The following is a 26,800-nucleotide window of genomic DNA, read 5'->3' on the forward strand; positions in this document are numbered from 1 at the left end:
TAACTATACAAGTTTTGTATGGTTTGTGTTGTGCAAACATAAAAAAAAACAGGTTTAAAGCCTTAATAACAAAGAATCTCTTTTTAGCTATTTAATAGTTAAGCTTATGAGTAATATTCTAATGGTGAGGAGAATAACACCTCAAACTTAATTGAGGTGTTGTTTCCTACCTAAGGGGAGTAATTGTATTCAACACTTTACTGTAGAAAAATGTTTGTTCAGTAGGAGGTTCAAGTGTTGTGTTTATAATAGATATTATTGTTTTTGTAAAGTAACTTCTGATATTATTGATAGTACTTTTTCTGGATCTAATCGTTCTGTATAATCTTCTGGTACATAACTGTATATAACTTTTCTCTCTTTGTTTACAATGTAGGTTGCAGGCATTGGTAATTCATAATCTTTGTTTCCATTGTGTTTGTCTACATCAAGATTAAAAGAATGATATACGGCTCTTAAATCTTTAGGTAGTTGAAAAACTAACCCTAATGATTTTGCATATTGGTTTTCAAGATCACTTAAAACACTAAAAGTTAATTCGTTTTTTTCCGAAGTAGTTAATGAATTATCTGGAGTTTCTGGACTAATGGCTACTAATGCAGTATTTAACTTGCTAAGTTTGGGGAGGATGTTTTGTAAGGCACGTAACTCCATATTGCAGAAAGGACACCATCCACCTCTGTAAAAAGAAATTACTAAAAAATCTTCTTTAAAATCAGTAAGTGATATGTTTTTATTGTTTACGTTGGGTAGGGTAAACGAAGGAAGTGTATCTCCTGTTTGTAAAGCTTTAGTACTTAACGATTGTGTTTTTAGTTTGTTTGTACTGGCTTCCATAATAGTCCATTTTTCGGCTGGTATGTTTTGTTTATTAGTCGCTTTTCTTTCAGCAAGATTTTTTGATAAGTTCATTTTTAGTAAGAGGTTTTATTTAATACTACAAATGTCAAAGAATTTACTATGCAGAAAAATGGAATAAATTATAAAATGATGGAATAAATTCTCAACCTATTAAGTAGCTGAGTTTTGTGTTCTAAATTGTGTAGGTGTGAGTTTTGTTTGCTTTTTAAAATACTTGATAAAATAATAAGGATCATCAAAACCTAATTGATAGGCAATCATTTGGCTAGTGTCTTTGGTATTTAGTAACTTGTCTTTGGCTTTTTCAATTACTTTTTCAGTAATAAATTTACAAGGCGTTTTATTTTCAGTCTGTTTAATTTCTTGTATTAATTTTTTAAGAGGTATTTCCATCATTTCTGCATAGGTACCTGCGCAATAATTGTGTTCTATGTTTTGATCAATTAATTCTGAAAATTGTACTGTAATGGATTGTGCTTTTAAGCTATTCTTAAAATCACCTATAAATTCACTCCATAAAACATGAGTATAGCTTTCTAAAAGACGACTATTGTTTTTAGCCTTTAACAACGAGTGTATCTTACTTTTTTTATTGTCATAATTTTTAATTTTCAACACTTCAAAAGGGATATTGATATTTGACAAATCTTTTTCCAAATCGGGAAATTTTTTTAAGTCGTGTTCATTTAGTTCGGCTACAAAACCTTCTATAAAAGGGGAGGTTGCTATAATATCAAACTTAACATCAAAAAAGAAGTAACTTTTAGCAGGAATAGCAAAAACGCTTCCGTCTTTTTCTATAGTTATATTTCCATTAAAAAGAATGAGTAGGTTCTTTTTATTTGGAATTATTTTCTCGTTATTTTTTATAGTATATACCATTGTACTTCTTTAAAACAGAGCTATAAATTGATTATTCAGCTCCAAATTTGTCGGGATATTTATATAATCCTTAAGCTATGCGCAAAAATATGTTAATTCTAGATTAGAAGTCTAAGTAATCAATTTTGAATGAGGCTTGCTATAGGGAAAAAAGTGTTTGTTAAGAGAAACAGGAGAGATAATATTCAAACTTTTGTTAAAGTAAAACAACTATAAAAGTGGGGTTTTATTTTAGAGTTCTAAGTTGTTATATGTATTTTCTTTTTTCATTAAAAACTTTAGTTTATCACAGGTTTTGATTGGAATGAATTCAGTTAATTGATAATAAGCTAATCCGTTTGCTTTGAAAGGATCTTTTTTAACAGTATTTTCTAGTTCAGATTTGCTTTCAGCTTTCGCTAACATGAAGCCACCAGTTTTTGGAGCTTATCGTTCAGAAGCAAGGAAGTTTCCAATTCATGTTGTTCGTTTAAAAAACAGTCAATTTTTTCGAGTTCAGTTTTGTAAGTAAGCTTTATTATAAACATTAAAAAATTAAATTTTGTGTATTAACTTTTCGTAATCTATTACTGTAGCAAACTCTTCACTTAAGTTAGCAAGAGAGGTTAAATGTATTGTTTTAGCATCATATTTTTCTCCATTAATACCAATTCTATCAAAAGCAGCTGTGGCGTCTGAAATTACATAAGTTTCAAATCCAAAATTACCAGCCATTCTAGTAGTTGTTGATACGCAATGGTTGGTTGTTATCCCAACAATAACAAGAGTTGTAATGGTTTGTTCATCTAATAGTTCTTTTAAATCGGTTCCAATAAAAGCACTATTCACTTCTTTAGTTATTATAGGTTCATTTTCTAACGGTATTACATTTTCGTTAAAATTAAAACCATCATTTTGTTTATTAAGTTTTGAATTTGGGTTTGTAGAACTATGCCTTATATGAAAAATAGGTAAATCTAGTTCTCTCCATTTGTTTAATATTTTTCCGCAAATAATTTCAGCATCTTTATTGTTTCTATTACCGCCCCAGTATTCTTCGTTTAAGAAAGCTTTTTGGACATCTACAAGGATTAAAGCTGGATTTTTTTCTCTTAATTTCATGCTTAAGTTATTATTTAATACAGTATAAAAGTTTTAAATATGAATAATACTTAGGATAACTAGTTCTTAATTTATTTTCCAAATAGTTTTTTCCAGAAACTCTTTTTTTCTTGAGGTTTCGTTTTTGAAGTTTCTTCATTTACACTATCATTTTTTTTAATAGCTGCAATTTGTTCCATAGCAGCTTGTTGATATAGTAGTGCACCTTCAGGATCACAGTTAAACAAGTTAGAAAAACATGACGAATTATTTAAGTCCATCGGATTAGGTTCTATAACTTCTGTAGCTTCTAATAAACCTAATTTATTGTCTTTTGAAAAGTTTAAAGCTTTAAGGAAAACGTTAATTCTATCGTGCGAAAACAAATCATTTAATTCTTTTTTAATTTCAGAATCGCTTTCATAATCATTTAATAATTCAGTAACCTTATTTTGAGGAATGTAAACACCAGAGCAATAATTCTCAATAATTTGATTATTTACACTTTTGGTTAACTTTTCATTTGGCACTATTTCTTGCCATTTTTTATAGTACTTTTTTAGCAAAGGATTTTCTGAAAGAGAAAGAGCTGAGCCTCTTATATAAAAGAACTTTTGAAAGAAACCTTGTGTAACAGCTATGTTAAATCCATGGCTTTTATCAAAAATATCATCTTCTTTAATGTTTAAGCCATTTTCAATGACTTCTTTATAATGGTCTTTGTAAAAATTTTCAAAGGTATTTTCTGAGATTACTTTTTCAAGTAAACTTTGATCATCTAATACATCAAAATACCAATCGTTTATTTGTTTTTCTGATATAGGATGATAACTTATATCCCAACCCATAGTATTGTTTTTTAGTTATTGTTAATGTTTTTGTAAGTAAAAAGTAGTGAGGCTTTTCTATATAACTTTTTCTATTAAATTGAAAAGCTAAATTTACAAAGATTAGGTTCTTTATAAGTGTTAAAAAACTGTTTTTATTGTAGATCAACTTCAATGATATAAGATGTTATTAATTTTATTTTAGCACCTTTTCTCCCTTTGAAAAAATAAAAGTTTGAAAAAGCATGTTTTTTCCATTTTAATAGTTCCATTTACAGCGCCTTCTTTTCCGTGAGATAAGATTTGTTTAAGTGTTAATTCGGTTACCTCTTTCTCTTTTATTTTCTTAAAACTCCTTCTTTCCTTCAATTTTCTATCTCAAACTATACTCTAAATTATATTATCAGTAACACTTTCGGTAAGAAAATCCAGATCTCCTTTTGCTAGGGCGATATTGAATTCTTTTAAGAATGTCATTTTAGGTGAATTTCCACAGTTAGGACTTGAAATAATTTTAAGCATAATGTTATTTTTTTATGAGTAGTCTATGTTATTTCTCTACTTTAAATATTTTTTCAAAAGCATTGTACACGGCTTCATGTAAAGCATCGCCATGAGTTTTGTCTTCCAAAAAATCGAAATAAAGCTTCGTCTTTTTAGTTTTTTTACTCAGTAGTTTATCATGTAGTTCTTTGGCAGTTCTTTCCATGATTGGCCCTTCTTTACCAACTGCAATGTATATACTCTTCTTAGTGTCGTACTTTACTGGTGTAAAGGTTAAAAGTTTTTCAGCATCCCACCAAAGACTAGGACTTACAATTATGTAGTTATTAAAAAGGTTAGGGGTTTTAAATAAAACTTCTGTAGCTAAAAGCCCTCCAAGTGATTGACCGATTAGTGTTTTGCTATTTGTAGTTCTGTAGTTAGTATCTATAAAAGGGAGGAGTTCTTTTTTTAGAAATTGAATAAACTTTTCAGATTTCCCTGAAGTAGGAAATTCTTTCTGGTCAATTTCTATAGAAGATGGATATGTAAAGTCTCTTTTTCTATCTACATTTCCAATACCAACTACAATAGCTTCAGGAAGCATATTTATCCATGGAAAAGAGCCAAATTGTACAATTCCAGCAATATGAATAAAGTCTTCATCTTTAGAACCATCTAATAAATAAATTACTGGATATTTTTTTGACTTATCAATATCGTAGCTTGCAGGAAAATAAATATTTAGTGTTCTATCTTCTTTTAAAATAGTCGACTTTATTTGAACAGTTTTTCCAATGGAAAAATCACTTTCATTAATTTTTTTAGGAATATTTTGAGCTAAGGTTGAAAAAGTGATTAATAGAGTAACAAGTAATAAAGTTTTCTGTTTCATATTGCTAATAATAATGGTTATTGTACAATTATGTAAATATAACAGACTTTTACTCAATAGCCACTATATCACCATCTTCAGGAAGGTAAACGTTATGATATAAGTTATTTTGTTTTAATATGGTTCTAAGTTTTTCTCTAGTTAATGGACAATGGTTAATAGCTTCCATATGATTAGCAACGACTAAACCCGATGAATTTTTTATAAATTTTAGAATATCGTCTACGCTCATAATAAGTTGTTTGAAAAGGTCAAACTGAGCAGTTCCACAGGCTAATACATTAATATTTGGTTTATAATTAGTCAATACTTTATGCACAGCGTCAGTATAAATAGTATCGGAACTGAGGTAAATAGTTTTTTGATTAGGAAGCTTTATATAGAAACCCAATACATTTCCCATAAGTTTGGCTACAAATCCGTAACCATGTTTTGCAGGAATGCCTTCTATTTCTCCTCCTAAAAAGGGTTGTTTTTCCCAGTATTTTAAACTTTGAACAACATTTAGCCCTCTCTTTTTAAAGGCCTTCTCATCCTTTACACTACAGGTAACAGGAATGTTATTTTTGATTAAAAACTCTACACCAGCATTATCTATATGATCTGGATGTTGATGAGTTATTAAGCAATGAGTTACTTTTTTTAGTAGTGCGTGTGTTTTTTTTGGAAGTGGAACAGTTGGGTTTTTTCTAGCTTTATGTCTAAAGAGAGTAAATGGAGGCATAATTCCTTGGTTACCGAGCATTGGATCGACAAGAATAACCTCTTTTTCAGTTTCAATAATTATAGTAGCATTTCTTATTTGGTGTATATGTAACATGGTATAACTTTGTAGTTATACAAATGTCTTTTATAAACTATTTGTTTTCATTGATTCAAATCAAGAAATACGTTTTTTAATTCTGCTTAACGTTTCTGGTGTTATGTTTAAGTAAGAAGCTAAATGATATTGAGGTATGTTTTGTATCCATTCGGGTTTGTAAATAAATAATTCATTATACAATTCTTCAGGTGATTTTGTAGTACGATTAAACTCTAGTCTCTCTTTTTGTTTTAAAAGTTTTTGAAAAGAGGCATCAACAAAGGTTTTACCACATTGATATTTTTCTAATAAATCAAAAAAGAGTTGCCTTTCAATACTTAAAATTTCTACAGAAGTTAAGGTCTCTTGGTTTTTCTTGGTAGTGGTATTTTTACTAAAAGTTAGTAAATCGGAGATAAACTGAGGTTTTACATAAAAGTTAATATTGATTTCCTTGTCTTTATTTGCATAATATTCTCTTACAATTCCATTATTTAAAAAACGCAACTTTTTTTCTTTAGAGTTTTCTTGAAGTAAAACAGTTCCTTTAGCATGTTTTTCTATTTTAAATAGACTAAATAGTTCATCAAGTCCATGTTGATTTAAAGGAAACTCAGTTTCGAAGAATTTAGAAATTTTAGCAAATTTTGTCATTCAATTTGTTTTAACTAACATATAATTATTGAAAATTCCCAAAAGAATTTACTTTTCTAAAGCATTTTCAATTATCGAAAAAGTTTTATTTGTAGGGTTTATTTCCGCTTTGATTCCATAAGGAATTGTGAAAATAGGACAGGTGTGCCCAAAATCCATTTCAGTAATGATTGGTAAGTCTGTTAAACCAGCTTCGTCTCTAATTACTTGTACTAAAGCATCTTCATATTCCTTTGTATATTGATTGTTATAGGGTCTACCTACAATTAGTCCATTAATGTTATGCATGATTCCTGAAGCAACATAATTTCTTAAAATCCAAAGAAAATAATGAGGTGGCATCATTGCTTCCGATGTTTCAAAAAACATTATTTTACCTTTCCAATCGGAAGGGCTTACCCACAGTTTTGTGTCTTTTAAAGTTTCTAAAACATCAAAACAACCCCCTAACAATTCTCCTGAAACAGTTTTAGTACCTTGTAAAAAATTCCACCCATTAGATTTTGTTAATTGTCTTGAAATAGTTTGATTTTTTGGATTGCTCCATTCTAAGCGTTCAGATGTCCAACCTTCCATATTAGGTTGAATTTCACCTATTATTTTATTAGAAAATAAGGTTTGTTTAATATCGGCTATTTGATATTGATGAATTCCGTTATTTTCAGCAAACCCTACAAGTGTTGACGTCCCATAAAAAGAGGTTACTCCTGCTTTATAGAAACAAAAATGTGTTATTGTAGAGTCAGAAAAACCAATAAAAATTTTGGGATTTCTTTTAATAACATCAAAGTCTATAAAGGGTAACATTCGTATGCTATCATCACCTCCTATATTGGAAATAATCGCTTTTATAGAGGCGTCTTCGAGAGCTTCCATTAAATCTTCTGCTCTTGCTTTTGGGTTTTCATAAATCCATTTAGCAGGTTTCAAAGCATTTTTAGTTTCAACAACTTTTAACCCAAAGTTATCTTGTATCTGTTTTTTACCAATTTCATATCTACTAGGAATTTCTCCAGCACCGCCCCAAGACAAAGAGATTGTAGCTATTTTATCTCCTTTTTGTAATTTTTTTGGTTTGATCATAGTTGTTTTTTCAGCTTGTGGTTAATGTTTTTTGTATATACTAAGAGTAATAGGGGTTTATGTTTAGGCTTAGTACTGCTTTATTTCTTTCGGTTTGAATTATTCTGTGAAAAAGAAACTCTGTTTTGTAGAGTTTAAAAAAATCTAAAAATTGTTTCATTAATCTTGTTTTTCAATTCCAAATACCAATGGTTCGGAGTCTTTATCTAACAAAAATAAAGAAAGGTTTATAAATGAAAATGCTATACTAATAACAGAGAAAAAAGTTAAAGATATATTTATATAGTTCAAGTTATCAATTTTAGAAATTATTATGATTAAAGAAGTAAGGCTTATAACATAAGCTATTAAACAAAGAAAGTAGTTGAAAAAAGAAAAAGTAGTGTTTTTTAACCTCATGTAAACCAATTTTAAATACCATATAAAAAGTATACATATTACAATTAAGGGAGGTAAAAAACTGCCGTAACTTAAAGTAGTTATATTTTTATTAATGCCAAGTAGTAGAGTAATTATGATAAGACCAAAAAGTATTGCTATGTACCATATACCTAACTGTTTAATGAATTGATTAATAGTTAAACTTCCTTTTTTATAAACATCGTTTATATAAGGTTTAGATCCTTTGAGAACTGAAAGGAAGAGTATTGAGCTTATTCCTAAAACAATATAAAAAAGGATGTTAAATACATGAAAAGCCTTTATTTGATTGTCAATTTCTATTTCCATTAAGTCAGAAAACACCCCTAGGCTAGTGGTTGTTTTTAAAAAAACAACATCAAAAAAAAGAAAAATAAGTGTTCCAACTAAAGCACCTATCCATAACTTAGAATTTAAGTCTTTTACTCTTTTAATAGTTAAAGTTAAAACGCTGTAAAATAAAATAAAACCTACAGGTAAATTAGGGATAGTAAATGGTCTTATAACTTTATGCATAGCTAATAGCAGAGCACCTTTTGAGCTTATAATCGACGTAACACTATTAATTATAGTAAAATCAAGAATAAAAATAAAAGCTAAAAAGAATAGAACTATTATCCCAAATAAAAACTCTTCTTTATTAATAGTTTCTCTTGGGTCAAATAGTAGTTTTATTATTTTGTAATTCATAACTGTTTTATTGGGGGATACAGGTTGAGGTTTGTTAAAGTAAAAATTAAATGTTGTTTGTGTTGGCTAGACTATTTTCATTCTTCTCATTTAATTCTAAGTAATTATCTTTTCCAAATGATATATAATACAAAGGGTATAGAATGATAATTCCAGCAAGAATCAGAAAAATAAGACTTTTAGAAAGCATAAATAGAGCAATAAATACCATCATAACAGCTCTTATAACTCCTTCATACTTAAAACTGTTAAGAGTTAAAGTTACGGTTTTATCATCAGTAACATTTATGTTGATTTTTTGACTACCACACCAAGAGGCTTTGGCGTAAATTTCATATTCACCATTTTCTAACTCATATTCTTTATCTTCTCTTTTTATTAAACCTAGTTCTTTTTCGTTAGCATAGATTTTAGCACCAACTGTGCTTTCAATTTTAATTTTTCCCATTTTAATTTTTAAGTTGTTTAATATATTATGTGTTTCTTTTTTACAGAACTATTTGTTAGTATTATTTAACTAATTCTTTTGTTTTGTTCCAAAGGCTCTTTCCTTTATTCTTTAAGTCTTCTGTACTGGCATACTCTTTTAGGTTGTCAATAAAACTTTTTAGATTATCAATAGTTTTAAATATTTCATTTGTATGTGGTACATTTTGTTCTTTCATTACTTTTTCCCAATCTACTTTTGATAAAATTGAGTACATGTATTTTGTAGCGATTTTACTCAAAAAGAATTTATCATAAAAACCATTTAAGACCTTACCTGACTCTCTGTTCTTAACATATTCAATAGATTCATCTATTCTTTCTTTATCTTCTGAAGAGAGTAGGGTACTTGTTTTAAGTTTGGTTAAAGAAGCAATTGCTTTTTCATTTTCTTCGTTTTTTAAATATAAATAGGTTTCTATTGACCAAGTAATTTCATTATTTAACCCAATTTTATTAGCATCTTTTAAAAATGCTTCAAAATCTTCAAGAGCACGTTTTTCATCAATTTCTCTTTCCATCATTAATCGGTCAAAACCTCTAAACAAATGATTTAAAGAATGAAGCCCTAAATGAGTACTTTTATTATCAAGGTTTCCCCATTGAAAGAAAGCTCTTGTATAGGGTAAATCCACATCTTTGTTGTTGTTTAACCAGTTAATATTTCTTGAAATTTCATCTTCAGATAAATAATAAAGACCTTTTTCAAAAAACAAGAAGCCTCTAAAGTATTGTAGTAGAGTTTTTATTTCAGAATCAGGAAGTAATTCAGGATTTGTTTTTGTGCATTCATAAAGCGATACTTCCTTACCTAAATCTTTACTTAATATTACAATTGCACTTAAAATAGCGTGCTCTATATTTTGAACATATTCTTTTTCTTCTCCTTTATAATACTCTCTTTTTTTGCTAGTAGAATCTCCGTAAATTAGATTAAAAGAGTCTACTAATGTTGGAAAAATATCTTCATCAGTTTTCATAATGAAGTCTTCCATTTTTTTATAATCACGATATATTAAAATGTAATCTATGAGTGATAAACTTTCTGGGTTTTCAACATCATATTTTACCACTTTATTAAAGATCCTATCAAGATCTTTTTTAAAAGACTGAAATTCTGTAGAAATAGTATCTTTTTCTGCTGAAGATCTGATTAGAATTTTACCAAATTTATAAGTGGCTATTTTATAAGAATCTAAGTTTTCTTTTAATTCTATTTTGTCTTTTTTAAGTAGTTCTTCGTCTGTTTTTTCTTTGTTAAAGCAACTAACTGTTAAAAGGATTAATAATAGTAGAGAGGTGTTTTTTAAGCTCATTTTAAGAAGTGTTTAATAGGAAGTAAAGAATGGTTTGAAATTAGGGTAAACCTTTCTTTTTTTTGGTAATTTTAATTTAAGTTAGGGATATGGTTAGTTATTAACCTAACTCTTTTGTTAAATAGTGAGAAGAGTGTCCTTTGGGTCTATCGTTGATTGTTGCAATATGTTTGTAGCCAACCTTTTCATAAAAAGGTTTAGCTTGCCAACTAGTAGTTTCAACAAAGACTTTTTCACAACCATTATCTTTTGCGAAGTTTTCAGCAGATTCAATTAACTTTTTCCCAGTTCCTTTTCCACGACAATCTTCTGATAACCAAAGTAGTTCAATGTGTAAGGTGTTCCAAAAGCATACAGCTCTTATTCCGCCAACTACATCTCTATTTTGATTTCTAGCAAAAGTAAAAAACTTGATTTCTTCTTCTATTGGTTCTAGATCAGGAATTTTTGAATGATTAAAATCTACAATTCCTTGACTTATAGTCTTAGGATCTTGCTCATTTGGGGTTGTGGTAATTTCTATAGTCATTTTTTATTCTTTTTCAATTTTCAAATATAATAAAAACAGAAAAGGATAATAAAGTTTAACCCGCAGTAAAAAAGAAACCTTTTAACCCACTTAAAATACTTTGCACAGCATAAGAAGCCAAGATAAGCCCCATTACTTTACTAATAACTGTAATACCATATTCGCCAATCCTTTTCTGTATACGGCTGGCCAATAAAAGAATTATCATAGTGAGTACTACTACAAAAAGAACGAGTAGGGTAGTAATGGTTTGTTGTTGAATAGTATATATATGGTTATCAGTTAATAATACTACTGCCATAATAGCACCTGGTGAAGCAATTGAAGGAATTGCTACAGGGAAAATAGTAACATGCTTGTAGTCTGAAATTAAATGTTTTTCAGATTCTGGTTTTCCTTCACCAAAAATCATAGTTAAGGCGAAAAGAAAAAGAATAACACCACCAGAAATTTGAAAGGCATCTAGAGTAACTTTCATTCCTTCTAAAATAATTTGCCCTACTACAATAAAGAATAATAGAATTAAAAAAGCAATGAATGATGCGCGGATAGCTACTTTTTTCTTGTGGTATGTATCTAATTGTTTGGTAGCCTCTAAATATACAGGAACTGTTCCTAAAGGATCAATAACTGCAATTAAAAAAAGGATAGTTGTAATTATTTCTGCTACCATTACTAAAACTTGTTAGATAACGAAGTTACTTTTTTTGAGTGTAGTATCAAATATAAAAAAGAAAAAAGCCAAAGCTGTACAGCTTTGGCTTAACTAATAAAACCAAGTATTAGTGTCATCGGAGTTAGCTAAACCAATGAACTAATGTTTTTAATATTTTACGGAGTTGTTTTTTTTACTAATATATCTTTGTAATCCCCTTGCTTAAAAGTTAACTGTTTACCATCTGGAGAAAAAATAAATGATATTGATTCAGCATAAACTTGATTCATAATAAATCGGTTATTTCCCTTATAAACTAAAGGCTCTTTAAACTCGTCTTTTATTAAATGGATTAAAGTTTTTTTGTCTTTTATAAAGGTAGATTCATGTGTTTTATCTTTTAATGAAATATACTTACCTACAAATTTTTCAATTTCAGTTTCTGATATATCAACAATTACATCATTAAAATATAGATTGAGAATTTCTGAATATATATTATTTACATCAACTTTAGAAGCATTTGAAAGTAAGGTGAATGAAAGTTTTTCTTCAGGGAAGTAAATTGAAGTAGACCTAAAACCATCAATATGCCCTCGATGTCCATATCCTTGTCTATCATGAATTTTGTATCGGAAGAGTCCCATTCCGTAATGATCTTTTATAGTTTTCATTAATGATAAGCTTTTTGTTGAAATTAACTTACCTGTAAATAAAGCTTCTATAAAATTATTAATGTCTTTTGAAGTTGAAACTATTGAACCACTACCTTTGAGAATAGACATATTAGTTTCAGGAAACTTACTCCATTCTTTATCATAGATATACGAGTAAGCTTCATCATTATTAATATTTATTTCATTACCTACATAGGTATCATAAAGATTAAGAGGTTTGCAGATTTTATTATGAATAAGGTCTTTATATGAGGATTTATATGTTTTTTCTAGAATTAGTGATAGTAAAAAATAATTAGAATTGCTATAGTCACCTTTATCATTTGGTTCGAAATCACTTTTGTAATTCGAAATCATAGATAACATTTCAGAAGTAGATTTATATTCAGTATGGTACTCCAAGAAATTATCTTTTGTAAAGTTATGAATACCACTTCTATGTTGAAGTAAATGAGCAATAGTAATTTTGTTTGCGTTTTTAAGCTTCGGAAAAAATATTTCTATAGTTTTATCAAGCGTTAGCTTGTTTTCTTCAAGGGCTTTAAAAATTAAGGTTGCTGTAAATATCTTAGAAGCTGATCCTATACGGTACTTTGTTACTGAATCTACTTTTTTAGAGGTTTTAATATCACTAAAACCTACAGCATTTTTATATACAGTCTTTCCCTTGTGAGATAATTCTATACTCCCCATAAAATTATTAGCTTCTAAATAAGTATTCAAAAGACTATCAATTTTGACTTGATATTTTTCTGAATTTTCTTTGACAGGCAGAGTAGATTTCTTGGTCTTTGTACAAGAAAAGAGTAGTATGATAAATGCTGTTATTAATATCAGTTTGTTCATTTTTCTTAGCTTTAACTGAAGAGTTTATAATGATAAACTCATAAAAAGATTATATCTGAGCTCCTGTTGTTTATTCTCAATAAATTAATGTAGGCTGATTACTTTAGTCATTAACCATTGATTTTTTTCTTTTTTCCAAATGGCGATAAATTTGCTAGGAATTGATTTAGCGTTAGGTTCTCTATTATTAAAAAACTTATGATATCCAATTTCTACAGCACCATAATTATTTATAGGGTATACCTCGATGCTTCCTTTTATTAAAGTACGAGTAACCTTGCCACAGATGTTCTTTTTGGTGGCAGCTATAATTTCATTTTTAGACGTAGATAAGCCTCCTTTATCATGGAAAAACTCAATATCATCACTTAAAATATCAGACTGTGTTTTCATGTCACAAGTATTGTAAGCGTTAAAGAATATACTATCCATTTTTACAATTTGCTTGTGCAAGTCGATGTCAATAGGTTTATAGTTTGGAATTTCTTGTGCTTGTCCATTCATTACCCATGATAGCAAGAGTGTGTATAGCAGGGTAACTATTTTCATAAAAAAGTTACCCTTAAAGAAGAAGTCAAATAAATCGTTCATAGTTTTTCAGTTTATGCGTTTACCAAGTTTTAAAGCTCAAAGCTCCTTCTTCATTATACAGTCTACGGAAACCTTTAGATATATTATCTAATGTACCGTTTGAAATAGCTATACTTCCTACATAGCCATCGTTACAATCAATTTCTAAAACGAGATTACTAATTGTTTTGTCACTATTAAATTTTGAGTCAACAATATCAATATCTATGTTTTTACGATCTTTAAACCAGTCAATTAACTTGTTAAGTTCATCTTCAGTAGTTGTTTTAGAGATGATAAATTCAGCTTTTACATTATTAATTGTACTATCAAATAAAAAACTTACTTCATCATCATTATCAGAATCCCAATCATCAGAATCTTCATTATTAATATCTTCTTCATCACAATCTAAACAGTTAAAACCTTTAGGAGTCATTTTGAAATGATGATTAGCCATATCACGATCGTATACGTTTTGAACGTTTTCTACATCATCTAAAAAGTTACGAGATGAACCTTCAAAATATACAGTTGTTCCTTCAGGAATGTATAAAACAGCGTCAATTTCTTCATCCTTCCACATGTTTTTGTATTCGCTAATAAAAAAGGCGTCAAAAACAATTGTGTTGTTTGCTGTTTTAAAGTTATACTGAATAGCCTCTGCATTACTATTAGCGTTATTACGTTTTCTTCCTTCAGAAGTTTTCTTAATTTCAATATAAGCGTTACCAGTTTCGCTTTTGCGAACATCTATATTTATATCGTTAGAATACTTCATTTCTTTATCATTCACATGAACAGATATAGAGTTATCTCTATTACGTAAATTATGTTGGTAATAAATATTATCGTCGTTTACCACGCGTATTTTTAGAGGCTCTTCTTGATTGTATGTAATGCTGTGTTTTGAAACATGGGCACCATCGTAAGCATGTGTAGTGAAATACTCAATTCCAGAGAATCCGATTGCTAATAAAGACACCAGCCAAAGTCCAAACAATGTTAAAACAGTAGCAATACCAAGTCTTTTAACATTAGGAGATAAAATTCGTAATCCTAAAATAAATAAGACAACAAAAGGAATTCCTATTAAGAAAAATACAAATGTCATTAACAACCATTTAGGCATTGCTGAATCATAAAAGAAAGGAGGATAATGAATCATGTCTCCATCAAAATTCAAGATTTCTAAACTTCCAACCGAAAATAAAGTTAGTAGTAGTGAAATGATTGTAATACCAGCGATAAATATTAATAAAACGCCCATGAACTTACCAAACACTTTGAATATAGCTAGTAAAATTTTACCCATAGTGTCTATGAAATCCTGAAAACCAGATTTAGTTTGGTTGCGTAGTTTTTGATAATCAGCATTTGAAATTTTATCCGATAAATCATGGGCGCCTTCCTTTACCTTTGATGAAAGGCTTTCAAACTCATTACGAATTTTTTTTTCAATGTTATCAATATTTACAGCTTCACCCTCCATTTGAAGTTTTTCAGAAGTGGTTTTAGCTTCTGGCAGGATAACCCATAAAATAATGTATCCTATAATTCCGAAACCAAACCCAGCTAGTGTTAAAATTAGAAAGGCTAAACGAATCCAAACAACATCTATGTTAAAATAATGTCCTAGTCCAGAACAAACTCCTCCTAAAAATTTGTCGTCACCATCTCTAAACATTTTTTTACTAGAGGTGTTTCTATTGTAACTGTAAGAAGTATTTTCGTTATATGCTTCTTCAGCTTCTGCATAATCTTCAGGTTGCCCCATAATAGCAATAATTTCTTCAATATCGCTTTCATTTACTACTTGACGAGCATCGGTAATTCTTTCAGATAATAATTCGCTAATACGAGCTTCAATATCTGCTATAATTTCATTTTTTCCTTGCGGATCGTCACTTAACGAACGAGCAATGGCGTCTAAGTATCGTTTTAATTTCTGATAGGCAGTTTCATCTATATGGAAGAAAAATCCGCCCAGGTTTATATTTATTGTCTTATTCATCTTTAGTTGATTTTGTACTTGTTACTTGGTTTACTGCGTTTACTAAATTATGCCATGTTTTGTCTAATTCTTTTAAAAACATTCCGCCATTTTCAGTGAGTACGTAATATTTTCTTGGAGGTCCAGAGGTTGATTCTTCCCATCTGTAACTTAATAATCCTGCGTTTTTTAAGCGGGTAAGTAACGGATATATGGTTCCTTCAACCACAATCATTTCTGCACTTTTAAGGCTAGAGAGTATCTCAGAAGTATAAGCATCTCCTTTTTGTAAAATGGATAAGATGCAATATTCTAAAACACCCTTACGCATTTGTGCTTTTGTGTTTTCTATCTTCATGTAATGCGGTTTATGGGTTATTTTATAAATTTTATTGTAAGTGGATAATGATACATTTCACCTTTGTTAGCTTTCATAGCTGCTATAATTATCAGCGCTATTTTAATAAGAGCAACAATACTTACTATTGAAGCAAATCCAAAAATGCCAAACAGTCCTCCATGTCCGTGGTATCCACCAAAGTCAATATCTACACCGTCAAATCCATTAAAAATTCTTCCGAAGAAAAAAGGAATAAAAGAAAGACCTAGTATAAAAATGTATAGACTATAGCTAATGTTAAAATTAACAGCTTCTTTACCATGCTCATCTAAAAAAGTACTTCTCTCTTTTAAAGTTTGCCATAATATAAGCGGAGTAATAATACTCCCTAAAGGAAATAAATACCCTGCAAAAGCAGAAATATGTATTAAAAAAGCATTGGTGTTTTGGTTATTATGTTGCATAGTGAAATGATTTATATAATACTTTACATTGCAAATATATATCTTTTAAAAGGTATTATGCAATACATAGTACTAAAAATTAACAAATTTTAACATTTTGATCAGATGAAGTAATTAAAGAAAAAGCTGTACATTGCCTGTAAATACTGAAAAAATGAAGTTTACACCTCGAAAAGTTAATATCTTTTTATTATTTAAATTACCGTCTGCTTTTTTTACAGGAGTAAGGTTAAAGTCTCTTACTAATGATGCAGCAGTGGTTAAAGTAACCCATAGATGGATGAATCAAAATCCGTTTAAATCGATGTTTTGGGCTGTACAAGGGATGGCATCAGAATTATCTACAGGTATTTTAGTAATGAAGGAAATTGATACGTCCAACAGAAAAATTTCAATGTTAGTTACTAATATGAATGGGACTTTTACAAAAAAGGCAACAGGAAAAATACGCTTTGAATGTAATCAAGGACAATTAATAAGAGAAACGATTCAAAAAGCAATTGAAACAGGTGAAGGTCAAACTGTAATTGTAACATCTGAAGGTTTTAATGAAGAAGGTATTTCTGTTTCGAAGTTTGAATATGAATGGAGTTTAAAAGTAAAATTGTAACAAAATAAAGTTTTTGATGTCTAATAGATAAAACAAAAAATTATGAATGCACACGAAATTGATTATCGCATTTTTGGAGAAGAAATGCAGTATGTAGAAATAGAATTAGATCCACAAGAAGGAGTAGTTGCCGAAAGTGGTAGCTTTATGATGATGGATGCAGATGTAAAGATGAATACGATTTTTGGAGATGGTTCAAATCAAGAGAAAGGATTGTTGGGAAAGATTTTCTCAGCAGGAAAGAGAATTTTAACAGGAGAAAGTTTATTTATGACTGTTTTTACAAATGATGGTCAAGGAAAAAAGCAAGTTTCTTTTGCTTCACCATACCCAGGGAAAATAATTCCGATTGACTTAACTGAGTTTGGAGGTAAGTTTATTTGTCAGAAAGATGCTTTTTTATGTGCAGCTAAAGGTGTGTCTATCGGTATAGAGTTTTCAAAACGTTTAGGAAGAGGTCTGTTTGGAGGAGAAGGATTCATTATGCAAAAAATGGAAGGTGATGGTATTGGTTTTGTGCATGCAGGAGGTACTATGGCGAAAAAGGTTTTACAGCCTGGTGAAGTTTTGAAAGTTGATACAGGTTGTATTGTAGGTTTTACCCAAGATGTTGATTATGATATTGAATTTGTAGGCGGTATAAAAAACACCATTTTTGGAGGTGAAGGATTGTTCTTAGCAAAGTTAAGAGGTCCTGGAACGGTATATATTCAATCATTACCATTTAGTCGATTAGCAGGTAGGGTGTTAGCAATGGCTCCACAAACAGGAAAAGGCGACAGAGGAGAAGGTAGTGTTTTGGGAGGTTTAGGAGATATCTTAGATGGAGATAATAGGTTTTAGAATTATTGTTTTATTATCATAAACTAAAAAAAGCCGCTAAATTTAGCGGCTTTTTTTAGTTTATGATAATAAGGTTTAGATTCCTAACTCTTCAAACATATTGATTAAACGTTCTCCTTGTGATGGTGCAGGAGCGTTTGGACTTACAATATTACCGTCAGGATCAATGATGATAAATCTAGGCAACCCTTTAATTAAGAAATTTTGAGCCCAGTCTAAATTTAAGTGACTATCTCCAGCCATTAACTGTATACCAGTCATTTCTCTATCTTGAATGGTTTCTCTCCATTTTTCGTCATTCCCTTTAGCGTCTACATTAATACTTACAAACTCAATGTTTTTACCATGGTATTCTTGCTCCAATCTTTTTAATAAAGGAATTTCTCTTTTACAATAAGCACACCAGGTAGCCCAAACATCAATATATAAGTACTTTCCTTGTCCTAATAAGTCATCTAAAGAAGTAGTACCACCATCGTAGTTTACATAGTCTTTAAACTTAGGAGCAGGTTGTCCTTTAGCAGTGGTTTTTAATAGTTCATAATCTTTAGTAATTTCTTCTTTATGTGCTTTATTCGTAGAATACGCCATAAATTTTCTATAAAACTCTTTTAAATCACTAGCATACGTTATAGTACTTTCTGCACTATTGTATAACAAATCATTTTTAGCGATTGTATCAGTTACCTCGGTTTGTATAGTTTCTAAATAAGTTAAGTAATAATCTTCTCCTTCTTTATTATTTTTCTTAGCTAGATTTTTTAACTCAGTTTCTAACATTGCTCTATAGAAGTAACAGTTAACATAATCTGAGCCACTACTGTAGTTAAAGTTTTCTAGTGGATCAGGGAAGTCTTCTGAAACTTTAAAGTCTTTGTCACCAGTTAAAGTAGCATGAAAGTCTTGATAGTTGTACAAGTTTCTTAAACATTCGTAGTCAATGTTTTTAACTTCTTGTTTTAAGAAGTCAGCAGGTAATTGCTTAGAAATAGAAAGTTCTGTTACAGCATCTTTGTACTCATTAGTTTTATTCAAGAATTCTTCTTCTTCTAAGGCAAAGTATTTATTAGCGCTAACGAGTATTTCAGGCCAAGTTTTTTGTTTTTCATAAAGGTAACTATTGATATTCTTATTAGCACCTTCAAAATTGATGAAGTCAGCATTCTTGTAATCAAATACAATACCTGTATCATCAGTTTTTGTTAAGTACAAATTAATAGGTTTTTTATCACATACTAGAGTGTAGTAACCATCTCTATTAATTCTAAGGGTATCAACAAAAGAACCAGTTTTTCTGTCAAATTTAATTTTCTTTTCAAAACGAAAGCCATTTAAAGTAATATTACTTTTTTTGAAGTTTTCAATTTTACCAGTTAAAACTAAATAGTCTTTAACAGGCTTTTCTTCTTTTTTACATGAAATTATGGTAACTCCTAAGAGGGCTAAAAGTACTAGTTTTTTCATTGTTTAATGTTTAGTGAGAATATGGTGTTTAAGGCGCCGAAGTTACTTTTTTTAACTTTTTAATCAAAAAAATTAACACTTTATTTAAATGACACTCTATTTTTTACAAAGAATCAGCTTGAAGTTTTATCTTTTTTTTGGTTCTTTGTACACCTTAAAAATATTAAAATGGATACTACACATATAATAAATTCACAACCTGTTGGTTTAGAAGATATTCATAGTATTGTATTACTAGATAAAAAACTTTCTTTATCAGAAGAATCAAAAGAAAAGATATTAAAATGTCGTGCATATCTTGATGAGAAAATGAAAACTCATAGCGATCCAATTTATGGAATTAATACTGGATTTGGTTCGTTATGTAATGTTAAGATTAGTGGAGATAATTTACAACAGCTTCAAGAAAACTTGGTAATGAGTCATGCTTGTGGAACAGGAGACGAAGTACCACAAGAAGTTGTAAAATTAATGTTGTTACTAAAAATACAATCATTAAGTTATGGTCATTCAGGTGTTCAACTGGCAACTGTTGAGCGTTTGATAGAGTTTTACAATAATGATATTTTACCAGTTGTATATACGCAAGGTTCGTTAGGAGCGTCAGGTGATTTGGCACCGTTAGCTCACCTCTCATTGCCATTAATTGGTCTGGGGGAGGTATACGTTGCTGGAGAACGAATTTCAGGAGAAAACTTATTAGAAAAATTTGGTTGGGAGAAAATAAACTTACAATCTAAAGAAGGGTTAGCATTGTTAAATGGAACTCAATTTATGAGTGCCTATGGTGTGCATAACTTATTAAAGGCATATAAACTTTCTTACTTAGCAGATATTATTGGATCTGTTTCTTTGGAAGCTTTTGATGGAAGAATAGAGCCATTTAATGAGTTAATACATTTGGTTCGTCCTCATAACGGACAATTAGCTACTGCTAAACGTATTAAGGAAGTATTAGAAGGAAGTGAGTTAATTGAACAACCAAAAGAACACGTACAAGATCCTTACTCTTTCAGATGTATGCCTCAGGTTCATGGAGCAACAAAAGATACATTAGAGTTTGTGAAGAAAACATTTATTACAGAAATAAACTCGGTAACAGATAACCCGAATATTTTTGTAGATGAAGACATTATTATTTCTGGAGGAAACTTCCACGGGCAACCGTTAGCTTTAGCATTAGATTATTTAGCTATTGCAATTGCTGAATTAGGGAATATTTCAGAAAGAAGAACTTATCAGTTAGTTTCTGGTCTAAGAGGATTACCAGACTTTTTAGTGTCTAATCCAGGATTAAATAGTGGATTTATGATTCCACAATATACTGCGGCTAGTATTGTAAGTGCAAATAAACAATTCTGTACACCATCTAGTGTAGATTCTATTGTATCGAGTAACGGACAAGAAGACCATGTAAGTATGGGGGCTAATGCTGCTGTTAAAGCTAAAAAAGTAATAGATAATGTATGTTCAGTATTAGCTATTGAGTTAATGAATGCTTCTCAGGGACTTTCTTTTAGAGAACATAGTACATCTGAATTCTTAGCCTCTTTTGTGGGGATGTTTAGACAAGATGTACCTTTAGTTAATGATGATAGAGTGTTGCATAATGATATTAAAAAAGCAGAAGGTTTTATCAATAACCTAACTATTGAAGTAGAAGAATTATTCTAAAGAATAGTGAAATTATATTTTTAAAAAGCTCCAACTATATTTCAGTTGGAGCTTTTTTTATGCTATTAAAATAGGTTGATGGTGATGGTTGAATACTTGTGTGTTAATAAATGTTATTATTCATTTAATAACATTACCATTTTTCTCCCACTAGCGTCTATGTCTTGTTTAAGTAATTTTCGAGTCTTGTAATCTAAGTAGTAGGTGCTAACTACCGAATTGTTAGATATTTCATCTGTTGTTTGTATTTTCCATACCTGTTTTTTTTCTCCATTTAAATTAATCGAAGTCTTTTGTACATTTTTTATTGTTGCAGAAATAACCCCTGTTTTAGCATGCGGATTATAATCAAAGATTGAAATTACAGCCGAGTAGTAATCGTTTAAAGGAAGCCATCTTATTAATTGTGGGTAAAAGTTACTGTCAAAATAAGGTTGTTTGGTAGTTTCTGATATAATGGTTTTTTCTCCTGTCTTTTTATTTGAATAATAACCCGTTACCTTTTTACCGAAATTTAAAACCATATCTCGTTGTTGGTTAAAAGAAGAATGGTAAATAGGAGCTAGGTTTTTAGCTTTAACAATTGTGCTATCAACCCATTTAGAAGTTGATCTGTTCATGTTAACTGTTGTGGTAATTAATATTTCTTTCTTTTTCTTTTTGATATCCGTGAACACTTTTCCAAGTTCAATTTTGATAGTGTCCTTTAACATGAACCAAGTCATTTCGTAACTTTCATTTTTGACAAACTGTTTATCAATTTTTGTGTTACTTGGGGTTAAAAAATTTTCTTGAGCAAAAGTTTTAATTGATGTGGAAAGCGCAAGAAGTAAAGCGTATTTAAAAACTCTTATCATGTTTTATAGATTTATTATTATATGATTTATAAGTAGATAAGATTAATGTTTTGTTACACTTATTCTTGTTAATAAATGTACCTCAAGGATAGCCTTTTAGAAAACATAGTGCATTTAAGTTTTTAGCTTCTTTTGTAGGTGTGTTTAGACAAGATGTACTGTAGTGAATGACGACAGGGTATTACATAATGATATAAAGAATGCAGAAAACTTTATTAATAACCTAACTATTGAAGTTGACAACTATTTTAAGCAATCATCATATAAATTAACATAAAAAAGCTCAAGCTGTAAATTTACAGTTTGATCTTATTATTTGTGTGCTTACACCATAGATTTATTACAATAAGTAGCTTTTTCAAAGTCTCTAATGTTGATAGAAATGATTGGAACTTTAGGAAACATTAATTTTAATTCAGTAACAATTTTTTCTGAAAGATTCTTTTTTTGTAGAGTGCTTCTACCTTCCATGATATTAGCAAAAATATGGATGAAATCATCATTAGTATTTCCCACAGTATAATAATCAAATGGATTTATTCTTACTTTAATATCCCTTTTGTCAAAAAGATTTGTTGATTCTGCTGTATCATAAACTTTTTGAATAATTTCTTTTGGTGATTTTAATTTGATAATGTTTTCAGAGCAATCAATTACAAAATGTGGCATAATTATTTTTATTTAGTTGTATTGTATGAAGTTATGAGTCAAATAACTTTTAGTTGCACATGCTATAAGGTAATTAATAGTAAATTCATACAAAGTTGAATCTGTTATAGTTCTAGTTTGTAAGTGGTTAGGTAATGTTTTTCTTTCTTCTAAAAGATTATTTTTTAGCACGCTCCACTAATTCCAATTGCTCAATTTTAGCTTCCGTAGTGAACAAGCCGTAATTAATAAACGCTTTTTTCTTTTCTATTTTATCTATGGTCCCTACAGCGTTTCCGTCAATTAAACGAACTCTGTCATTTATTTTAAAAACATAGGCGGCTCTTTCTTTTGCAATTTTTTCTGCTTCTTTTTTCTTTTCTTCTCTAACCTTTACAACTTTTTGAAGCACTTCTTTTTCTACTTTTTTAATTGCCTCTTGTTGTTTTTGTGTAGCAACTTTTTCTTCTTTCTTTTCTGTTTTAGTTTTCTTTTTAGGTGGGTTTTTCTTTATGTATTTGGTCTTTTCTGCCATTGCCCATTTGAAAAAACTAGCAGAAAGTTCTTTTTTATTATTTGTTTGGAAGTATTTATTAAGCATTTCATTAATATTTCTTCCTAATGATAACATACGTTGGTTGTTATCGTATAATTCTTGAAAACCTTCTAATTTTTCACGTATTTTAAGTTCTTTCTCTTGTAAGTTTTCAATATGCTCTTGTCCTTTAGATTTTTGTTTATTTAAACTTTCAGAAGTTTTTTGTAAACGATTTCGCTCCTTTTGAAGTTTAGAGATTGTTTTATCTAAACGAACTTTTTCAGTTTCAACGCGCTTTTTAGCACGGTTAATTAAGCTATATGGAATTCCGTTTTTCTGCGCTACCTCAAACGTAAAAGAACTTCCTGCCTGTCCGATATACAATTTATATAAAGGCTCTAAAGTACGCTCATCAAACTGCATATTAGCATTTGTAACATTATCTAACTCATCAGCTAGTACTTTTAAGTTGGCATAGTGTGTGGTTATAATTCCGAAGGCTTTCTTTTCATAAAACTCTTCTAAGAAAATTTCAGCTAAAGCACCTCCTAACTCAGGATCGGAACCCGTACCAAATTCATCAATTAAAAACAAGGTGTTATCATTACACTTTCTTAAAAAGTAACGCATGTTTTTTAATCGATAGCTATAGGTACTCAATTGATTTTCGATAGATTGGTTATCACCAATATCAGTTAAGATAGTATTGAAAAGTGTGGTTTCACTACGTTCATGAACAGGAATTAATAATCCACTTTGTAACATTACTTGTAACAAGCCAATTGTTTTAAGTGTAATACTTTTACCACCAGCATTAGGTCCTGAAATCACAATAATTTGTTGCTGTTCACTTAACTGAATGGTCTGCGGAATGGTTTCAATATCCTTAGCCTTATTTTTTTGCCATAAAATAGGATGAAAAGCATTTTTTAGAAAAACTTTTTTCTCCTTAGTAATTTTAGGAAGTAGTCCGTTGATGCTCTTAGCATATTTTGCTTTAGCACCCACCAAATCTAAATGTGTTAAAAACAAAACATACTCATTTAAAAGCGGAGTATAAGGACGTATTTCAGTAGCTAGATTCCTTAGTATGCGTACTACTTCTTGCTTTTCTTCATACAAAAGGTTTTGTAACTCCCTGCTGTAAGCCAACGTGGCTTGTGGAGCGATATACACAATGTTTCCTGACTTAGAAGAACCTAACAAACTTCCTTTAACCTTACGTCTGTGCATAGCTAAAACAGCTAATACACGTTGATTGTCAACAACGGTTTCTTTAATATCATCTAAATATCCACTCGACATGTTTTTACTCAAAGCCCGAGAAAAGCTTTCAGAAATTTTACCTCTTACGGAACCAATTTCTTTTCGTATTTGTTTTAAAGCAGGAGAAGCATTATCCGCAACCTCACCATACGGGGTAATAACTTTTTTAATATTATCTACAATAACCGAGGTGAACTCAACTTCATCACTTAGAGCAAATAGTGTAGGATAGTAGGTTTGAAACTTCTTTAAAAACTTCTTTTGTTCATTTACTGTTTCTGAAACTGATGAAACTTTTAAGAAACCATCTGTTTCTAAAAAACTATTTTCAATAGCGAGTCGCTTAATTTCTTCAGAAATATCTTCAAAATAATGATTCGGAATTCTGTTTTCGTTTTCAAAAGAAGACAAATATTCATTCACCATATTTAATTCAAAAAATAACTTTTTTTTGTTTGAAATAGGCTGAACTAGCATTGTTTTTTCTTTTCCTAAATTTGAAATACAATGCGTTGCAACTTGTTCTAAAACTGTTGTAAACTCTAAATCTTGAAGTGTTTTTTCTGTAATGTTTTTAGTCAAAATAGTATATTTGAAACCACGACAAAAATAACAAACAATGCAAGTAAAAATTAATGATAGCTGGAAAAATATTTTACAACCTGAATTTGAGAAACCATATTTTGAAAATCTTACTGAATTTGTTAAAAATGAATATTCAAACCATATGTGTTACCCAAAAGGATCAGATATTTTCGCAGCGTTTGATTTTTGTGCGTTAGATGATTTAAAAGTGGTGATTTTGGGTCAAGATCCATACCATGGAGTAGGGCAGGCAAACGGATTGTGCTTTTCGGTACATGATGGTATTACACATCCACCATCATTAATTAATATTTTTAAAGAAATTGAAAAGGACGTAAATATTCCATATCCAAAAAGTGGCGATTTGTCCCGTTGGGCAAAACAAGGAGTGTTGTTATTAAACGCAACTTTAACTGTAAGAGCAGGTGAGGCAGGAAGCCACCAAAAGCAAGGTTGGGAACAATTTACTGATGCTGTAATTCAGAAAATTTCTGAAGAAAAAAAGGATGTTGTGTTTTTACTTTGGGGAGGTTTTGCTAAGAAAAAAGCAAAACTTATTGATAAAAATAAACATCATATTTTAACTTCAGGCCACCCATCACCATTAAGTGCTAATAGAGGGTATTGGTTTGATAACAAACATTTTTCTAAAACCAACGATTTTTTACAAAGTATAGGTTCAGCAACTATTCAATGGTAATTTCGGGTAAAATAGTTTTGTTGTAATACGGTAAAATAATAGCATCTAACATATCTTCAGTAACATCAGGATAATGAACTTCAACAATTTTGTTAGTGTTAATCCATTTTTCAATTTTAGGAAGCTGTTTTTTACTCAATTTTTTTACAACAGTAACTCCCATTTCTTTTAAAGTAACAGCATTGCATTGTTGTTCGTATTGATTTTTCATAGGAATAACCAATAGTTTTTTACGTAAATACAACGCTTCAGTAGGTGTTGCAAAGCCTGCTCCACAAATTACTCCTTTTGCAGAAGCCATACTTCGGATAAATGCATCGTCGTTGATAGGTAGGATTGTAATATTATGAAAAAATTGATGCTCTTTTGTTTTCTTAGAAAAGACTTGCCACTTTATGTCTTTTACTTTTGAAAGTACTTTGACTATTTTTTCATCGCTATAAGAAGGTAAATACACAGTATAATGTCCTTTGTTTGTAATATTTCTATAGCGAATTTCTTTACGGATTATAGGCAAGAAAGTAGAAGACGAGTGTGTTTTAAAATGAAAACCGAATTTATTTTTTGCGGGTGCGTAATATTTAATGATTAAACGTTCTAATCTAAACTTTTTAAAAGCTGAGTTTTTCTCATTTAATAAAGCATTTTGGTTGCTTAATGAAATAATAGGTACATTTCTAAAAAGACATGCCCAAGCAGATATTGGTTCAAAATCATTGATAACTAAATCGTACTCTTTTATAGGTAACATTTTAATTTCTTTATAAACTTTCTTTAGGTTTAAGTCTTTTAAGGTGCTAATTAGATCAATTCCACCCTTTTTACCAAAAACGAAGCCCAATCCATGTAATTTATATTTTATGTTGAAAGGAAGCTCTATTTCGTATTGTGATCCACTAACCAATACATCTACTTCCCCACGTCTTTGCAAATGTGGAATAATTTCTAAGGCTCTACTTGCATGTCCATTTCCTGTTCCTTGAAAAGCATATAATATTTTCATCTTTTTAAATTTTTTATAATTGGTTGTTTTAGAAAATTATCTATTTAATAGATACTAAT

General features: G+C 29.8%; 29 protein-coding genes. 4 read left to right on the forward strand and 25 right to left on the reverse strand.

The genetic code is table 11. The annotated features are described in order from the left end of the window. Nucleotides 1–255 precede the first annotated feature (255 nt). The 20 genes from C8N27_RS09130 to C8N27_RS09225 form a co-directional block, all read right to left on the reverse strand. Nucleotides 256–912, reverse strand: a complete 657-nt coding sequence (locus tag C8N27_RS09130; protein WP_121147113.1) for a peroxiredoxin-like family protein — start codon at nt 910–912, stop codon at nt 256–258. A 99-nt stretch (nt 913–1,011) separates the two neighbouring features. Beyond that, nucleotides 1,012–1,743: a helix-turn-helix domain-containing protein gene (locus C8N27_RS09135; protein ID WP_121147114.1), complete on the reverse strand. Its 732-nt coding sequence runs from the start codon at nt 1,741–1,743 to the stop codon at nt 1,012–1,014. 231 nt (nt 1,744–1,974) lie between these two features. Further along, nucleotides 1,975–2,148: a YciI family protein gene (locus C8N27_RS16055; RefSeq protein ID WP_201796540.1), complete on the reverse strand. Its 174-nt coding sequence runs from the start codon at nt 2,146–2,148 to the stop codon at nt 1,975–1,977. Between the two features lie 129 nt (nt 2,149–2,277). Next, on the reverse strand, nt 2,278–2,844 hold the full coding sequence (locus tag C8N27_RS09145) for a cysteine hydrolase family protein (RefSeq protein WP_121147115.1): 567 nt from the start codon (nt 2,842–2,844) through the stop codon (nt 2,278–2,280). A 71-nt stretch (nt 2,845–2,915) separates the two neighbouring features. Then, nucleotides 2,916–3,671, reverse strand: a complete 756-nt coding sequence (locus tag C8N27_RS09150) for a hypothetical protein (protein ID WP_121147116.1) — start codon at nt 3,669–3,671, stop codon at nt 2,916–2,918. 369 nt (nt 3,672–4,040) lie between these two features. Then, on the reverse strand, nt 4,041–4,172 hold the full coding sequence (locus C8N27_RS16150) for a hypothetical protein (protein WP_262607255.1): 132 nt from the start codon (nt 4,170–4,172) through the stop codon (nt 4,041–4,043). Nucleotides 4,173–4,200: 28 nt separating this feature from the next. Beyond that, complete coding sequence (locus C8N27_RS09160) at nt 4,201–5,028, reverse strand: alpha/beta hydrolase (protein ID WP_121147117.1); 828 nt, start codon at nt 5,026–5,028, stop codon at nt 4,201–4,203. Between the two features lie 49 nt (nt 5,029–5,077). After that, nucleotides 5,078–5,848, reverse strand: coding sequence for an MBL fold metallo-hydrolase (locus C8N27_RS09165; protein ID WP_121147118.1), 771 nt, complete (start codon nt 5,846–5,848; stop codon nt 5,078–5,080). A 60-nt stretch (nt 5,849–5,908) separates the two neighbouring features. Beyond that, nucleotides 5,909–6,484, reverse strand: a complete 576-nt coding sequence (locus tag C8N27_RS09170; protein ID WP_121147119.1) for a Crp/Fnr family transcriptional regulator — start codon at nt 6,482–6,484, stop codon at nt 5,909–5,911. A 48-nt stretch (nt 6,485–6,532) separates the two neighbouring features. Further along, nucleotides 6,533–7,567 (reverse strand): S66 family peptidase, encoded by a 1,035-nt coding sequence (locus C8N27_RS09175; protein WP_121147120.1) that lies wholly within the window; start codon nt 7,565–7,567, stop codon nt 6,533–6,535. Between the two features lie 159 nt (nt 7,568–7,726). After that, complete coding sequence (locus tag C8N27_RS09180) at nt 7,727–8,677, reverse strand: hypothetical protein (protein WP_121147121.1); 951 nt, start codon at nt 8,675–8,677, stop codon at nt 7,727–7,729. A 46-nt stretch (nt 8,678–8,723) separates the two neighbouring features. Next, nucleotides 8,724–9,125, reverse strand: a complete 402-nt coding sequence (locus tag C8N27_RS09185; RefSeq protein WP_121147122.1) for a hypothetical protein — start codon at nt 9,123–9,125, stop codon at nt 8,724–8,726. A 61-nt stretch (nt 9,126–9,186) separates the two neighbouring features. After that, entirely contained in the window at nt 9,187–10,479 is a 1,293-nt protein-coding gene (locus C8N27_RS09190) for a short-chain dehydrogenase (protein ID WP_121147123.1), read from the reverse strand. 100 nt (nt 10,480–10,579) lie between these two features. Then, a complete protein-coding gene (locus C8N27_RS09195; RefSeq protein WP_121147124.1) occupies nt 10,580–11,008 on the reverse strand; it encodes a GNAT family N-acetyltransferase in 429 nt (142 codons plus the stop codon). Between the two features lie 55 nt (nt 11,009–11,063). Continuing rightward, on the reverse strand, nt 11,064–11,681 hold the full coding sequence (locus tag C8N27_RS09200) for a MarC family protein (RefSeq protein ID WP_099216476.1): 618 nt from the start codon (nt 11,679–11,681) through the stop codon (nt 11,064–11,066). Between the two features lie 158 nt (nt 11,682–11,839). Further along, nucleotides 11,840–13,186: a serine hydrolase domain-containing protein gene (locus C8N27_RS09205; protein ID WP_121147125.1), complete on the reverse strand. Its 1,347-nt coding sequence runs from the start codon at nt 13,184–13,186 to the stop codon at nt 11,840–11,842. Between the two features lie 84 nt (nt 13,187–13,270). Continuing rightward, on the reverse strand, nt 13,271–13,777 hold the full coding sequence (locus C8N27_RS09210; RefSeq protein WP_244174738.1) for a nuclear transport factor 2 family protein: 507 nt from the start codon (nt 13,775–13,777) through the stop codon (nt 13,271–13,273). Nucleotides 13,778–13,796: 19 nt separating this feature from the next. Beyond that, nucleotides 13,797–15,770 carry a PspC domain-containing protein gene (locus C8N27_RS09215; protein ID WP_121147126.1) on the reverse strand — a complete coding sequence of 658 codons (1,974 nt, stop codon included), beginning with the start codon at nt 15,768–15,770 and terminating at the stop codon, nt 13,797–13,799. Further along, the gene (locus tag C8N27_RS09220; protein WP_028890785.1) at nt 15,763–16,107 is read right to left on the reverse strand and encodes a PadR family transcriptional regulator; all 345 of its coding nucleotides are present in this window, start codon (nt 16,105–16,107) and stop codon (nt 15,763–15,765) included. Before C8N27_RS09220 ends, C8N27_RS09215 begins: the two co-directional genes overlap by 8 nt. A 17-nt stretch (nt 16,108–16,124) precedes the next feature. After that, on the reverse strand, nt 16,125–16,553 hold the full coding sequence (locus tag C8N27_RS09225) for a DUF4870 domain-containing protein (protein WP_121147127.1): 429 nt from the start codon (nt 16,551–16,553) through the stop codon (nt 16,125–16,127). A gap of 154 nt (nt 16,554–16,707) precedes the next feature. On the opposite strand from C8N27_RS09225, the gene C8N27_RS09230 reads away from it, so the two are divergent. Together C8N27_RS09230 and C8N27_RS09235 are read left to right on the forward strand one after the other, a co-directional pair. After that, nucleotides 16,708–17,163 carry a DUF4442 domain-containing protein gene (locus tag C8N27_RS09230; RefSeq protein WP_121147326.1) on the forward strand — a complete coding sequence of 152 codons (456 nt, stop codon included), beginning with the start codon at nt 16,708–16,710 and terminating at the stop codon, nt 17,161–17,163. Nucleotides 17,164–17,205: 42 nt separating this feature from the next. Beyond that, a complete protein-coding gene (locus C8N27_RS09235; protein WP_121147128.1) occupies nt 17,206–18,006 on the forward strand; it encodes a TIGR00266 family protein in 801 nt (266 codons plus the stop codon). Between the two features lie 75 nt (nt 18,007–18,081). On the opposite strand, the gene C8N27_RS09240 is transcribed toward C8N27_RS09235, so the two are convergent. Continuing rightward, nucleotides 18,082–19,470, reverse strand: a complete 1,389-nt coding sequence (locus tag C8N27_RS09240) for a TlpA family protein disulfide reductase (protein WP_099216380.1) — start codon at nt 19,468–19,470, stop codon at nt 18,082–18,084. A 168-nt stretch (nt 19,471–19,638) separates the two neighbouring features. On the opposite strand from C8N27_RS09240, the gene hutH reads away from it, so the two are divergent. Beyond that, nucleotides 19,639–21,144, forward strand: coding sequence for a histidine ammonia-lyase (hutH, locus tag C8N27_RS09245; protein WP_121147129.1), 1,506 nt, complete (start codon nt 19,639–19,641; stop codon nt 21,142–21,144). 116 nt (nt 21,145–21,260) lie between these two features. Here hutH and C8N27_RS09250 read toward each other — a convergent pair whose 3' ends face one another. The 3 genes from C8N27_RS09250 to C8N27_RS09260 form a co-directional block, all read right to left on the reverse strand. Then, nucleotides 21,261–22,001: a DUF3108 domain-containing protein gene (locus C8N27_RS09250; RefSeq protein WP_121147130.1), complete on the reverse strand. Its 741-nt coding sequence runs from the start codon at nt 21,999–22,001 to the stop codon at nt 21,261–21,263. A 324-nt stretch (nt 22,002–22,325) separates the two neighbouring features. Continuing rightward, nucleotides 22,326–22,670 (reverse strand): 5-carboxymethyl-2-hydroxymuconate Delta-isomerase, encoded by a 345-nt coding sequence (locus C8N27_RS09255; protein WP_121147131.1) that lies wholly within the window; start codon nt 22,668–22,670, stop codon nt 22,326–22,328. 157 nt (nt 22,671–22,827) lie between these two features. After that, nucleotides 22,828–25,035 (reverse strand): endonuclease MutS2, encoded by a 2,208-nt coding sequence (locus tag C8N27_RS09260; RefSeq protein WP_121147132.1) that lies wholly within the window; start codon nt 25,033–25,035, stop codon nt 22,828–22,830. Nucleotides 25,036–25,072: 37 nt separating this feature from the next. Here C8N27_RS09260 and C8N27_RS09265 point away from each other — a divergent pair, with 37 nt between their 5' ends. Beyond that, nucleotides 25,073–25,738 carry a uracil-DNA glycosylase gene (locus tag C8N27_RS09265; RefSeq protein ID WP_028892678.1) on the forward strand — a complete coding sequence of 222 codons (666 nt, stop codon included), beginning with the start codon at nt 25,073–25,075 and terminating at the stop codon, nt 25,736–25,738. Here the strand turns inward: C8N27_RS09265 and C8N27_RS09270 are convergent. Beyond that, entirely contained in the window at nt 25,725–26,741 is a 1,017-nt protein-coding gene (locus C8N27_RS09270) for a glycosyltransferase family protein (protein ID WP_121147133.1), read from the reverse strand. The two genes, C8N27_RS09265 and C8N27_RS09270, sit on opposite strands and share 14 nt — an antisense overlap. Nucleotides 26,742–26,800: the final 59 nt, after the last annotated feature.

Source organism: Tenacibaculum discolor (assembly GCF_003664185.1).
GTDB lineage: Bacteria > Bacteroidota > Bacteroidia > Flavobacteriales > Flavobacteriaceae > Polaribacter > Polaribacter discolor.

What these genes read in the sequence shown, in the direction of transcription:
- C8N27_RS09130 (WP_121147113.1), bottom strand. Translation starts at nt 912, where the DNA reads ATGAACTTATCAAAAAATCTTGCTGAAAGAAAAGCGACTAATAAACAA.
- C8N27_RS09135 (WP_121147114.1), bottom strand. Translation starts at nt 1,743, where the DNA reads ATGGTATATACTATAAAAAATAACGAGAAAATAATTCCAAATAAAAAG.
- C8N27_RS16055 (WP_201796540.1), bottom strand. Translation starts at nt 2,148, where the DNA reads ATGTTAGCGAAAGCTGAAAGCAAATCTGAACTAGAAAATACTGTTAAA.
- C8N27_RS09145 (WP_121147115.1), bottom strand. Translation starts at nt 2,844, where the DNA reads ATGAAATTAAGAGAAAAAAATCCAGCTTTAATCCTTGTAGATGTCCAA.
- C8N27_RS09150 (WP_121147116.1), bottom strand. Translation starts at nt 3,671, where the DNA reads ATGGGTTGGGATATAAGTTATCATCCTATATCAGAAAAACAAATAAAC.
- C8N27_RS16150 (WP_262607255.1), bottom strand. Translation starts at nt 4,172, where the DNA reads ATGCTTAAAATTATTTCAAGTCCTAACTGTGGAAATTCACCTAAAATG.
- C8N27_RS09160 (WP_121147117.1), bottom strand. Translation starts at nt 5,028, where the DNA reads ATGAAACAGAAAACTTTATTACTTGTTACTCTATTAATCACTTTTTCA.
- C8N27_RS09165 (WP_121147118.1), bottom strand. Translation starts at nt 5,848, where the DNA reads ATGTTACATATACACCAAATAAGAAATGCTACTATAATTATTGAAACT.
- C8N27_RS09170 (WP_121147119.1), bottom strand. Translation starts at nt 6,484, where the DNA reads ATGACAAAATTTGCTAAAATTTCTAAATTCTTCGAAACTGAGTTTCCT.
- C8N27_RS09175 (WP_121147120.1), bottom strand. Translation starts at nt 7,567, where the DNA reads ATGATCAAACCAAAAAAATTACAAAAAGGAGATAAAATAGCTACAATC.
- C8N27_RS09180 (WP_121147121.1), bottom strand. Translation starts at nt 8,677, where the DNA reads ATGAATTACAAAATAATAAAACTACTATTTGACCCAAGAGAAACTATT.
- C8N27_RS09185 (WP_121147122.1), bottom strand. Translation starts at nt 9,125, where the DNA reads ATGGGAAAAATTAAAATTGAAAGCACAGTTGGTGCTAAAATCTATGCT.
- C8N27_RS09190 (WP_121147123.1), bottom strand. Translation starts at nt 10,479, where the DNA reads ATGAGCTTAAAAAACACCTCTCTACTATTATTAATCCTTTTAACAGTT.
- C8N27_RS09195 (WP_121147124.1), bottom strand. Translation starts at nt 11,008, where the DNA reads ATGACTATAGAAATTACCACAACCCCAAATGAGCAAGATCCTAAGACT.
- C8N27_RS09200 (WP_099216476.1), bottom strand. Translation starts at nt 11,681, where the DNA reads ATGGTAGCAGAAATAATTACAACTATCCTTTTTTTAATTGCAGTTATT.
- C8N27_RS09205 (WP_121147125.1), bottom strand. Translation starts at nt 13,186, where the DNA reads ATGAACAAACTGATATTAATAACAGCATTTATCATACTACTCTTTTCT.
- C8N27_RS09210 (WP_244174738.1), bottom strand. Translation starts at nt 13,777, where the DNA reads ATGAACGATTTATTTGACTTCTTCTTTAAGGGTAACTTTTTTATGAAA.
- C8N27_RS09215 (WP_121147126.1), bottom strand. Translation starts at nt 15,770, where the DNA reads ATGAATAAGACAATAAATATAAACCTGGGCGGATTTTTCTTCCATATA.
- C8N27_RS09220 (WP_028890785.1), bottom strand. Translation starts at nt 16,107, where the DNA reads ATGAAGATAGAAAACACAAAAGCACAAATGCGTAAGGGTGTTTTAGAA.
- C8N27_RS09225 (WP_121147127.1), bottom strand. Translation starts at nt 16,553, where the DNA reads ATGCAACATAATAACCAAAACACCAATGCTTTTTTAATACATATTTCT.
- C8N27_RS09230 (WP_121147326.1), top strand. Translation starts at nt 16,708, where the DNA reads ATGAAGTTTACACCTCGAAAAGTTAATATCTTTTTATTATTTAAATTA.
- C8N27_RS09235 (WP_121147128.1), top strand. Translation starts at nt 17,206, where the DNA reads ATGAATGCACACGAAATTGATTATCGCATTTTTGGAGAAGAAATGCAG.
- C8N27_RS09240 (WP_099216380.1), bottom strand. Translation starts at nt 19,470, where the DNA reads ATGAAAAAACTAGTACTTTTAGCCCTCTTAGGAGTTACCATAATTTCA.
- hutH (WP_121147129.1), top strand. Translation starts at nt 19,639, where the DNA reads ATGGATACTACACATATAATAAATTCACAACCTGTTGGTTTAGAAGAT.
- C8N27_RS09250 (WP_121147130.1), bottom strand. Translation starts at nt 22,001, where the DNA reads ATGATAAGAGTTTTTAAATACGCTTTACTTCTTGCGCTTTCCACATCA.
- C8N27_RS09255 (WP_121147131.1), bottom strand. Translation starts at nt 22,670, where the DNA reads ATGCCACATTTTGTAATTGATTGCTCTGAAAACATTATCAAATTAAAA.
- C8N27_RS09265 (WP_028892678.1), top strand. Translation starts at nt 25,073, where the DNA reads ATGCAAGTAAAAATTAATGATAGCTGGAAAAATATTTTACAACCTGAA.
- C8N27_RS09270 (WP_121147133.1), bottom strand. Translation starts at nt 26,741, where the DNA reads ATGAAAATATTATATGCTTTTCAAGGAACAGGAAATGGACATGCAAGT.